At 64.5% G+C, this 10,227-nt stretch carries 11 protein-coding genes; 1 reads left to right on the forward strand and 10 read right to left on the reverse strand.

Annotation, left to right across the window (positions count from 1 at the left end):
• Positions 1-17: 17 nt before the first annotated feature.
• The 10 genes from GQ651_RS17720 to GQ651_RS17765 form a co-directional block, all read right to left on the reverse strand.
• Positions 18-425 carry a universal stress protein gene (locus GQ651_RS17720; RefSeq protein WP_160765619.1) on the reverse strand — a complete coding sequence of 136 codons (408 nt, stop codon included), beginning with the start codon at positions 423-425 and terminating at the stop codon, positions 18-20.
• A gap of 25 nt (positions 426-450) precedes the next feature.
• Positions 451-1,488, reverse strand: a complete 1,038-nt coding sequence (locus tag GQ651_RS17725; protein ID WP_160765620.1) for a YeiH family protein — start codon at positions 1,486-1,488, stop codon at positions 451-453.
• A complete protein-coding gene (locus GQ651_RS17730) occupies positions 1,481-2,491 on the reverse strand; it encodes an Ldh family oxidoreductase (RefSeq protein WP_160765621.1) in 1,011 nt (336 codons plus the stop codon). Before GQ651_RS17730 ends, GQ651_RS17725 begins: the two co-directional genes overlap by 8 nt.
• Positions 2,492-2,534: 43 nt before the next feature.
• A complete protein-coding gene (locus GQ651_RS17735) occupies positions 2,535-3,500 on the reverse strand; it encodes a zinc-dependent alcohol dehydrogenase (protein WP_160765622.1) in 966 nt (321 codons plus the stop codon).
• A complete protein-coding gene (locus GQ651_RS17740) occupies positions 3,497-4,267 on the reverse strand; it encodes an SDR family NAD(P)-dependent oxidoreductase (RefSeq protein WP_160765623.1) in 771 nt (256 codons plus the stop codon). The genes GQ651_RS17735 and GQ651_RS17740 overlap by 4 nt, the downstream gene beginning before the upstream one ends.
• Positions 4,260-5,567 (reverse strand): histidinol dehydrogenase, encoded by a 1,308-nt coding sequence (gene hisD / locus GQ651_RS17745; RefSeq protein WP_160765624.1) that lies wholly within the window; start codon positions 5,565-5,567, stop codon positions 4,260-4,262. The genes GQ651_RS17740 and hisD overlap by 8 nt, the downstream gene beginning before the upstream one ends.
• Positions 5,568-5,577: 10 nt before the next feature.
• Positions 5,578-6,909: a TRAP transporter large permease gene (locus GQ651_RS17750; protein WP_160765625.1), complete on the reverse strand. Its 1,332-nt coding sequence runs from the start codon at positions 6,907-6,909 to the stop codon at positions 5,578-5,580.
• A 10-nt stretch (positions 6,910-6,919) separates the two neighbouring features.
• The gene (locus GQ651_RS17755; RefSeq protein WP_160765626.1) at positions 6,920-7,435 is read right to left on the reverse strand and encodes a TRAP transporter small permease; all 516 of its coding nucleotides are present in this window, start codon (positions 7,433-7,435) and stop codon (positions 6,920-6,922) included.
• A gap of 113 nt (positions 7,436-7,548) precedes the next feature.
• Positions 7,549-8,697, reverse strand: coding sequence for a TRAP transporter substrate-binding protein (locus tag GQ651_RS17760; protein WP_160765627.1), 1,149 nt, complete (start codon positions 8,695-8,697; stop codon positions 7,549-7,551).
• 29 nt (positions 8,698-8,726) lie between these two features.
• On the reverse strand, positions 8,727-8,906 hold the full coding sequence (locus GQ651_RS17765; protein ID WP_160765628.1) for a hypothetical protein: 180 nt from the start codon (positions 8,904-8,906) through the stop codon (positions 8,727-8,729).
• 159 nt (positions 8,907-9,065) lie between these two features.
• On the opposite strand from GQ651_RS17765, the gene GQ651_RS17770 reads away from it, so the two are divergent.
• Positions 9,066-10,115 carry a LacI family DNA-binding transcriptional regulator gene (locus GQ651_RS17770; protein ID WP_227258356.1) on the forward strand — a complete coding sequence of 350 codons (1,050 nt, stop codon included), beginning with the start codon at positions 9,066-9,068 and terminating at the stop codon, positions 10,113-10,115.
• Positions 10,116-10,227 lie beyond the last annotated feature (112 nt).

Here is a 10,227-nt window from a genome sequence, read left to right on the forward strand (position 1 = left end):
ACTGGGCGGAACCGCAGTCAGCGGAGGATCATCACCGAGCAATGCGCCCGTCGCGCGACGCGCGAAGCCGTCGAGCCAAGGAAATAGTCGTCTCCATCGGGCGACATCGAGCCGACAACGATCAGGTCGACACTGTGGGCCTTGGCGTAGCGCGCGATCTGGACACCGGGTTTGCCGACGATCACCTCGGTCACAAGATCATCCGAGCCTTCGGCCACGGCATCAAGCTTGGCCTTCACCTTGGTGGTCAGGTGGTTCTCGGAATCAGGCGTCACGAATTCCGCCACGAAGCCCGGCACGCTTTCAAGAACCGTGAGCAGCGTGATCTTGCCGCCGTCGTCTAGGAGGCGTCGCGCCAAGGCGATCTTGCGCTCGACCAGGCCCTCGTGATCGAGGGCGACGGGAATGAGGATATGGGATGACATGGGCAGGCTCCGTTCCGGTTCGTGGTCAGAAGAATAGCAGAAGACCGCCCGCAACGACGGCCCCGATAAAGAATGTCTCGACGGCCAGCAGTCCGACCGCGGCGGGGCCGACACCCAGGATTTGCTGCGGCAGCGTGCGCAGCCCCACAGCGCCGATTGCGGCCAGAAGCGCCCATCGCGAGATCGAAGACGCTGCATCGGTCAGCCAGCCGGGCAGAATGCCGAACGAGTTGACGACGGCGAGCGCGACGAAGGCGATGACAAAGGTCGGGAACAGGGGCGGGCGCGGGCCGTCGTCGGGCCCGGCGGTGACGGTCATGCGGATGACAACGCCGATCAGAACGACGATGGGTGCCAGCATCAGAACGCGCAGGAGTTTGACCAGCGTTGCGGTCACGCCCGCCTCGTCCGAGATGGAATAGCCCGCGCCCACGACCTGCGCTACGTCATGGATCGTTCCGCCGATGAAGATGCCCGCCGCCCGGTCGTCGAACCCCAGCCATGGCACCAGAAGCGGGTAGAACAGCATCGCGAGCGTCGACAGGACCGTGACGCCGACGACGGTAAAGACCAGCCGCTCATCCGACCGTTCGTCCTTTGGCAGCACGGCGGCGATGGCCATCGCGGCCGATGCTCCGCAGATCGCAACCGCACCCGCGGACAGGATCGCGAAGCGGTGCCGGAAGTGGAAGAAGCGCGCCATGATCATGCCGAAGGCGATTGTGGCGATGACTGCGCCGATGATCAGAAACGTGATGCCCCAGCCAAGGCCGGTCACCATCTCGCCGCTGATACGAAGCCCCAGAAGCGCAACCCCAAACCTGAGGAGCGTGGAGGCGCCGAAGGTGATCCCCGGTTTGCATCGGACATCGCTCGAAAGGAAGTTGAGCGAGACGCCGAAGAGAAGCGCAAGGAACATGGCCGGCGCGCCGTAGTGCTCGGATACGAACTGGCTGGCCAGAGCGATGAGCGCGACGATCATCAGTCCCGGCATCAGGCTCCGCACCCGGTCGCGCCAGCCTTCTGACGAAGCGGCAGAGGGTGCGGTCGGATGCTCAGCCATCGGACCCGGCCAGCTCCCGCGCGATGTTCAGGTAGTTGACGGGAACATTCAGCCCTTCGGCCTCTGACTTCGCCCGCGCTTGAAGACGGCGGGTACCGGGAAGGCGGGCGCCTTCCAGCGATTCGATGTGGCCCAAAAGCGCTTCGATCCGCGCGGCGAAGCCTGTCATGTCGGCAGGTTTGATCGCCATCAGGAACTGACCGGTGCCCGGCGGGTCGCCCTCGGCGGTAAAGAAGGACCCCGAATTGATACTGAGGTTGGCGCCCGTGAATACAGCGGACAGGATCTCGACCATCAGCGCCAGCGCCGTACCCTTGGCCTCGCCGATCGGAACCATGGTCCCGGCGAGCGCGGCCTCGGGATCGGTCGTCGGGTTGCCGTCCTTGTCCAGCGCCCAGCCCTCGGGGATCGACGTGCCGCTCTTCTTGGCGTGCATCACCTTGCCCCGCGCGACGCGGCTGAGGGACAGGTCGATCACAAGGGGCGGCCCGTCCGGGCGCGGCACGCCGAAGGCGATGGGGTTCGTGCCGAACACCGCCTCCCGTGCGCCCCATGGCGCAATGGCGGCGGGCGCGTTGGCGACCATCAGGCCAAGGCACCCCGCTTGAGCGATCTTCTCGACCTGGATCGAAAGCGCCCCGCAATGGTGCGACCGTGAAATCGCCATGGCGACCGTGCCGACCTCGTCCGCTGCCGCGACGCCTTCGCGGATCGCCACGTCGAGCGCCGGATAAGCGAAGCCGAACCCGGCATCGACAAGGATGGTGCCCGGGCGCGGGCGGGTGACTTTCGGAACGGCGTCGCCTCTCACCTTGCCCGTGCGGACCTGTGCGGCATAGTCGGCCAGACGCGAAAAGCCGTGCCCCACCTGCCCTTCGGCCTCGGCGGCAACAAGCGCCTCGGCGGTCAGGCGCGCCCCGGTCTCGGCCACGCCCGATGCGACAAGGGCGCGGCGGATCAGATCCGTCGCCGCGTCCAATCCGATGGTTTCGGTTTCCGCCACGGTTTTAGTCCTTCTTGTCTCGCAGGGCCGCTTGGCCCGCCCCTCAGGGCTTTAGGATGATCTTCGGCGCTGCGACCTTGCCCGCCCGGATGTCCGCAAAGGCCTGCGCCCCCTCGGACAAGGGCCGGATTTCGACCCAGTCGAGCGCGCCGAGCCTGCCGTCGAACATGGCCGCAGCCGTGTCGCGGAAGTCCCGCGCCGTATAGGTGTAGGTGCCGACGAAGCTGATCTCCTGCAGTGTCATGCGGCGGATGTCCAGACCGCCTTCGGCGCTTCCCAGCCCGATATGCGCGATGACCCCGCCCGGCGCTGCCGCGGCCGAGGCCGCTGCCCGCGTGGCGGGATAGCCGACACCGTCGATGATGATGTCGAAAAGCCCCTCGCCCGCGATGGCTTCGGGCGCGATTGCCTTGAGGCCGCAGGTGGCTTCCAGGTAGGCACGGCGCCCCTCGTTCGGCTCGACCACCAGAACGTCGGCTACGCCTTGCGCGATCAGGGACAGGGCCGAGCCGACACCGATGGCGCCGCCACCGAAGACAAGCGCCCGCCCGGTCCCCGGCGCGATGCCGAGCGACAGCCGTGCCGCGTGCCAGCCGCAGGCGATGGGTTCGGCCAGCGCGGCCTGATCGGCGGTGACGTGATCGGGCACGTTGACGAGGTTGCCCGGCGGCATCGTCAGACGCTCGGCAAATCCGCCCTCTCTGGGCGGCATTGAGATGATCTGGCGGGTGGGGCAAAGGTTATCCCGCCCCTCGCGGCAATAGCGGCAGGTGCCGCAGGTCACGAGCGGATTGACGGTTACCCGCTGCCCGTCGGTAACGCCCGCGACCTCGTGGCCAAGGATCAGCGGCGCGGGCCGCCGCTCGTCATGGCCGAGATAGGCGTGCATGTCCGAGCCGCAGATGCCCACGCTTTCGATGGAGATGAGCGCATCGCCGCGCGCTCCGGACGGTTCGCCGACCTCGGAGAAGTCCAGCTTCTCGGGGCCCATATAGACCAATGCTTTCATTTCGCCGTGAACCCTCCGTCCACCATCAGAACCTGCCCCGTGACATAGGCCGAGGCATCCGAGCAGAGAAACAGGACCGGCCCGTCGATATCCTCGGGCTCGCCATTCCGGCCGATGCAGGTCTGCGCCGCATTTCGCGCCGCGCGTTCGGGGTCGTTGAAGACCGCTGCGGTCAGTTCGGTTCGGAAAAAACCCGGACCGATGGCGTTCGCGGTGATGCCGTGACCAGACCAGGCTTCGGCCATGGCGCGGGTCATCTGCGCCACGCCGCCCTTGGAGGCACCGTAGGCGATGCCCGCCGGGAAAGCGCGATAGGACTGGAGCGAGGCGAAATTGACGATCCGCCCCCAGCCCTTCTCTTTCATCGCGGGCACAAGGGCCTGGCTTAGGAAGAAGGGCGCGCCGAGGTTCAGGTTGATCGTGACGTCCCAACCCTCGGGCGTGACCTCGTCGGCGGGCTGGCGGGTGTTGATCCCGGCAGCATGAACGACAATGTCGGGCGCGCCGAAAGGCTCGGACACGCGCCGGACCAGATCGGGCAAAGCTGCCCGGTCCATCACATCGGCGGCCACGGCAGCGGCATGGGGTCCGGTCTCGGCCACCCATGCGTCCAGTTGCTCGGCGCGGCGAGCGACACCCACTACCGAGGCACCCGCCGCCGCCAGAACCGTCGCCGCGCGACGGCCTAGGCCCGAGCTGGCGCCCGTGACCGCGGCCACACGGCCTGTCAGATCGAACAGGCCCGAAGGCGCGACCGTGTCAGCCATTTGCCGACAGATCGAAGTCTTCGTCAGGGAAGTACTTCTTCAGCCGGATATCCGCCGTGCGCGCATGACCTTCCATGCCTTCGAGACGGGAAATCCGGGCCGTCGCTTCCGCCACCGGCTTCGAGCCTTCGCGGGTCGCGCGCTGCCAGGTCACGATCTTCATGTACTTGTGCACAGAAAGACCGCCGGTGTAGCTGGCCGCGCCATTGGTCGGCAGCACGTGGTTCGTGCCGGATGCCTTGTCGCCGAAAGCCACAGTGGTTTCCTCACCAAGGAAGAGCGAGCCGTAGCAGGACAGGCGATTCAGCCACCAGTCGAGGTCTTCTGCCTGCACGGTCAAGTGCTCGGGCGCATAGTCGTCCGACGTGGCCGCCATTTCCTCGCGATCCGAGCAGAGGATGACCTCGGCATAGTCCCGCCATGCCTTGGCGGCGTTCTCGCTGTTCACCTCGGGCAGATCGGCGATCAGGTCGGGGACCAGTTCCATGACCTTTTCGGCCAGCGCCCGGTCATCGGTTACAAGCCAGACGGGCGAGTTGTAGCCGTGCTCGGCCTGACCGACGAGGTCGGCGGCAACGATCATCGGGTCGGCCGTCTTGTCGGCAAGGATCAGGCTGTCCGTGGGGCCGGCGAACATGTCGATGCCGACGCGGCCGAAGAGGATCCGCTTGGCTTCGGCCACGAACTGGTTGCCCGGGCCAACAAGGATGTTGGCCTTGCGCAGACCGAACAGACCGAAAGTCATCGAGGCGACGCCCTGAACCCCGCCCATGGCCAGGATGTGGTCCGCACCGCACTTGTGAGCCGCGTAGATGATCGCGGGCGCGATACCCACGCCCGGACGCGGCGGCGAGCAGGCCACGATATGGCCGCAGCCCGCAACCTTGGCCGTGGTGACGGTCATGATTGCGCTTGCGATGTGGCTATAGCGGCCACCCGGGATGTAGCACCCGGCAGAGTCCACGGGGATGCTCTTCTGACCGGCGATCAGGCCGGGGATGACCTCGACGTCGAAGTCCTTGATGGTGGCCTTCTGCGCCTCGGCGAAACGCTTCACGTTGGCATGGGCGAAGTCGATATCCGCCTTCAGCCGCTCGGGCACTTTTGCGATGGCAGCGTCGATCTCCTCCTGCGTCAGCAGGACGTTGCCCTCGTAGCGGTCGAACTTGGCCGCATATTCCATCGCGGCCTTTTCGCCGCCCGCCTCGATATCGTTGAGGATACCGGTGACGATGGCCTGGGTCTGACCGGAATCGCTTTCCGAGGTCAGGGTTGCTTTTTTCAGATACTCAACGGGCATCTCATTTATCCTACTTGTAGATTTCCGGAAGGAAGGTGGTGGAGATCGCCGGGATGTAGGCGATCATGAGCGTGACGATCAGCATGAAGAGAACGAAGGGCACGGCGCGGTAGGCGATCTTCAGGATCGACTCGCCGGTCAGCCCCGCCACCACGAAGAGGTTCAGCCCTAGTGGTGGGGTAATAAAGCCGACGCCGAGCGCGGTGATCATCATGATACAGAACTGGATTTCGTTCATGCCGATATTGTCGGCAAGCGGCTTGAGGATCGGCGCCAGGATCACAATGTTCGGCGTCGTCTCCATGACGCAGCCCGACGCGATCAGGATGGCGATCATCATCAGGATCAGCACCCAGGGCTCTTCGCTGACGCTGGTGGCGACGGCGACAAAGCCCTGCGGCACGCCGATGATCGCCAGCGCCTCGGCCAGCGGGATCGAGAAGGCGATAATCGGAAGGATCACACCGTTCACCTTGGCCGACGAGACCAGCATCGCCGGAAAGTCGCTGAGCTTCAGCGTGCGAAGCAGGAAGCCCATGAAGATGGTGACGACAACGGCGGTGGCGCCCGCCTCGGTCGGGGTCAGCCGGCCCGAGAAGATGCCGTAGAAGATGATCCCCGGCACGATGAAGGCGTACCAGCCGGACTTGAGCGAGATCCAGAGCCGCGAGAAATACTCGGCAGCCGAGATATTGCCGCCGCCCTCCCATTTATAGAGGCGGTTCATCACGATGTTGGTGCACAGGATCGAGATCAGGATCGCAAGGCCCGGCACCACGGCGGCCAGGAACAGCGTCGAGGCCGAAATCCCGAGAACAAGGCCGATGATGATATAGGCGATCGAGGGCGGGATCAGGATGCCGGTACAGGCACCCGCAGCGACGAGCGCACAGGCATAGGGGCGCGGGTACCCCGACTCGACCAGACGGTCGATGGTCATCCGGCCCACGGCGGCGGCGCCGGCAGCGTCAGAGCCCGAGATCGCCGCGAACATGCCGCAGACAAGGACCGTCGCCGAACCGAACCCGCCCTTGGCGAACTGGGTCAGCGCCTCGGCCACATCCAGAAATTTTCGCGATAACCCCGTTCGGACGAGCACGTCGCCGGTCAGGATGAAGAGTGGCACTGCGGTCAGCGCGAAGGCGTCGATGCCGGAGAACAGTTTCTCGCCCACCAGCGTCAGGGGCAGCGCCCCCGACCAGACGAGCATCAGGATTGCGGATGACCCGATGGCGGCCCAGACCGGGACGGCCAGCGCGACGAGTATGACGAACAGGATGACGGGACCGTAGAAATCCCACCCCAGTTCGATGGCTTGCGGCTGTAGATGGTTCCAGAGCATGTGCCGTCCCTCAGTCGAAGAGTTTGTCGCCTTCGTAGACGGGCCGGCCGTTACGAAGATCGTTGAAGTCACGGATGAGCGACTGGATGATGCGGAAGATCACGAGCGCGAAGCCGATGGGCACGGCGGCCAGGAACCACGCCTGGTCGATCCGAAGACCATGGGTCACGTTGCCGAACTTCATCGCCACGTGCAGCGTCTCGTAGGAGTAGTAGAGCGCGATGACCGACACGATCAGCATCACGATATCCCCGAAGATGTAGATCACCGCTTTCACCCGCGGGCCTACATATTCCAGAAGCACGTCGATCCGGATGTGTCCCCTCTCGCGCACTGCTGCGGCGCAGCCGATCCATGCGAGATAGATGAATGAATAGCGGACGATTTCTTCGCCCCAGATCGACGAATAGGAAAAGATCTCGCGTCGCAGGACCTCGATGAACATCGTCGAGACGAGCATGATGTAGAAGACGAGCAGCGCCCATCGTTCCGCATTCTCGTTCAATGCCTTCAGTATTCGCGACATGGAGTCCTCCTGTCTGCTGACCGCCCGTCAGGGCGCAGCACTCATATGCGAGCGATGTCGGGTGTCGGCTGAACCGGGGCGCGGATCGGTCCGCGCCCCGAAAGGTCTGTGTCTTACGCGTCGTGGACGTAGTAGCGGCTCTGGGTGTTGGCACCCTCTTCGAGCCTTGCGAAGACGTCCATCGAGCCGGCGAGATCGGTCTTGAACTGATCCCATTCCGACCGCTGGTAGCCGCCGGCGTCCTGCCACTCGGCAAGCTGATCGTCGTTCAGCGTGTGGAACTGAACGCCGGCCTTGGCGAGCTCGGACATGGCGTAGGCACGGGCCGCCGGAACCTTGGCGAGGTTCTGCTGCGTGGTCACTTCGCCAGCAAACTCGATGCCTTCCTGAACGTCGGCAGGCAGCGAATTGAACCATTCGAGGTTCATCGAATAGACCTGACTGTCCGGCACGGCCTGGGTGAAGGTCACGTGGCTCAGGATGTCCTTGAAGCCGAAGACGTAGAGAGCGCCCACCGACGGGTCGAGCGCGTCAGCGACGCCCTGCTTGATCGCCGACGGGGTTTCGCCCCATGCGACCGGCGTCGGGTTCGCGCCGACCATGCGATAGTACTGCTGCAGCATCTGGCTGCCCGGCACGCGGAATTTGACGCCCGACAGGTCGGAGGGCGACAGAACCGGACCGGCACCGCCAGCGCGCATCGCGACGACGCGGGGGTCGATCACGACATAGAACAGCGCCTTGAAGCCCGAGGCCTCGATCTTGGGGTGAACTTCGGCCTTCCACGCATCCGACTGGGTCAGGTTGGTGAAGCGCTGGTTCGAGCCGCAGAAATACGGCAGGTTGATCAGGTCGACCGCGCTTGCGAAGGGTGCGAAGTTGGCAAGCGAATGCTGCGCGCACTGGATGGTGCCGGCCTGAACGGCCTGGGCAAGTGCGCCACCGGCGCCAAGCTGACCGCCCGGAGCAAGCTTCACGTAGACCTTGCCGTTGGTCGCGTTCTGGATGTTTTCCTTCAGGTCGAGCTGCATGATCGGGTAGCTGCGCGACGCGCCAAGAACATAGGCCGTGGCCAGTGTCATGGTGTGTTCCGCCGCCGCTTCGCGCTCGCGCTCTTCGTTCGCGGTTTGCGCCGCCGCTTCGCTCGACCAGAGCATACCAGCACCGCCAGCGACCATCGCGGCGGTGAAGCTGCCGGTCCCGGCGAGCTTCAGAAAGTTCCGGCGCTCGGCCGATGCCAGTTCCTGTTTATCACGATCCATGGAAATCCTCCCTATTGTCATGGCTGTCGTTATGATTTGTTTTTCTTCTTCTTTTCCGCCCTCAGGATCGCAACGGTGAAGCAGATCGATGAGGCGAAAAGGACGAGCATTTCACTGACGTCGCCCATGAAGGACGCGTTTCCGGAAGCTCCCAGGATTACATTTGCGAAGTAAATCGCGAAGAGAAGGCCTGCCGCCAGCAGAAACATGAGTAATCCTCCCTTCACCCTGATTCGCGTTAAATGTAAGCGCTTACATTTTTTCATGCAAGCGTTTACATGCCCCCCGCCCGCAGCGCAGAATGCCCGAGCCGGAGAGTCGCGCCCTTGCGCTCGCGGTTGGCTTTCTACTGGCGGACATCGAAGACATTGCCCAAGCAGACGACCTCGCAGCGCCCCAAGTCAAGCTCCGGTTCGCCGACGCTTGAGGACGTCGCGCGTCTTGCAGGGGTCTCGACGGCGACGGTCTCGCGGTGTCTGAACAGCCCCGACCGGGTTGTCGAGCGCACGAGGAACCGCGTTCTGCAAGTCGTACATGACATCGGCTATGCCCCGAATTTCGGGGCCCGCGCCCTTGCCGCGCGGCGGACGAACACCGTGGGGGTCGTCATTCCGACGATGGAAAACGCCATCTTCGCCCGCGGCCTCCAAGCCTTTCAGGAAGAGCTCGGCCGCCACGGCTTCACCCTTCTGGTGGCCAGTTCGTCCTATCAGCCGGAGCTCGAGATGTTGCAGGTGCGCACGCTCCTGGCACGGGGCGCGGATGCCCTCATGCTCATCGGCTTCGAGCGCCAGCAGGAGGTCTATGACATCCTCGACCGCCGCGGCGTTCCTTACGTGATCTCATGGGCTTATCACGAGGGACAGGAAGCACCCGCAATCGGCTTCGACAACCGTCTCGCCATGGCGGAACTGGCCCGCCACGTCACTGGTCTCGGCCATCGTCGTCTGGCGGTCATTTCCGCGCCTCAGGCCGAGAACGACCGGGCGCGCGACCGTGTTCTCGGCGTGATGGATGCCTGCCGCGAGGCCGGGATCAACACCGACGGGGTCACCGTGATCGAGACGCCCTATGCCATCGAAAACGGCGCCGCCGCGATGGAGCGGCTGATGAGCGGCGCCAGCCGTCCGACGGCGGTTCTCTGCGGCAACGATGTTCTGGCAGTGGGTGCCGTGCGTGCCGCGACGCGGCTGGGGCTCCGCGTTCCGGGAGATGTCTCGATCACGGGCTTCGACGATATCGAGATCGCCCAGATCATCGAGCCGCCGCTCACCACGATCCACGTCCCCCACCGGCAGATGGGCCGGCAGGCGGCGCAGATGATCGTCTCACTCCTGCACGGGACGCCCGTCGGGCCGCTCAGACCGCTCGACACCCATATTGTCCACCGCACCTCCCTTGGCCCGCCTCACACATAAAGCCCTTTTGTTTTGGCTCTGAGGGTTACGAGTGCGAGGACGGTGTTGAGTGTTGGGGTTGGTGTGTTTGTGATCTGGCCGAGTTCGGCGACGGATCGGACGAGGGCGTCGA

This window comes from Kangsaoukella pontilimi (assembly GCF_009830125.1).
Taxonomy (GTDB): Bacteria; Pseudomonadota; Alphaproteobacteria; order Rhodobacterales; family Rhodobacteraceae; genus Kangsaoukella; species Kangsaoukella pontilimi.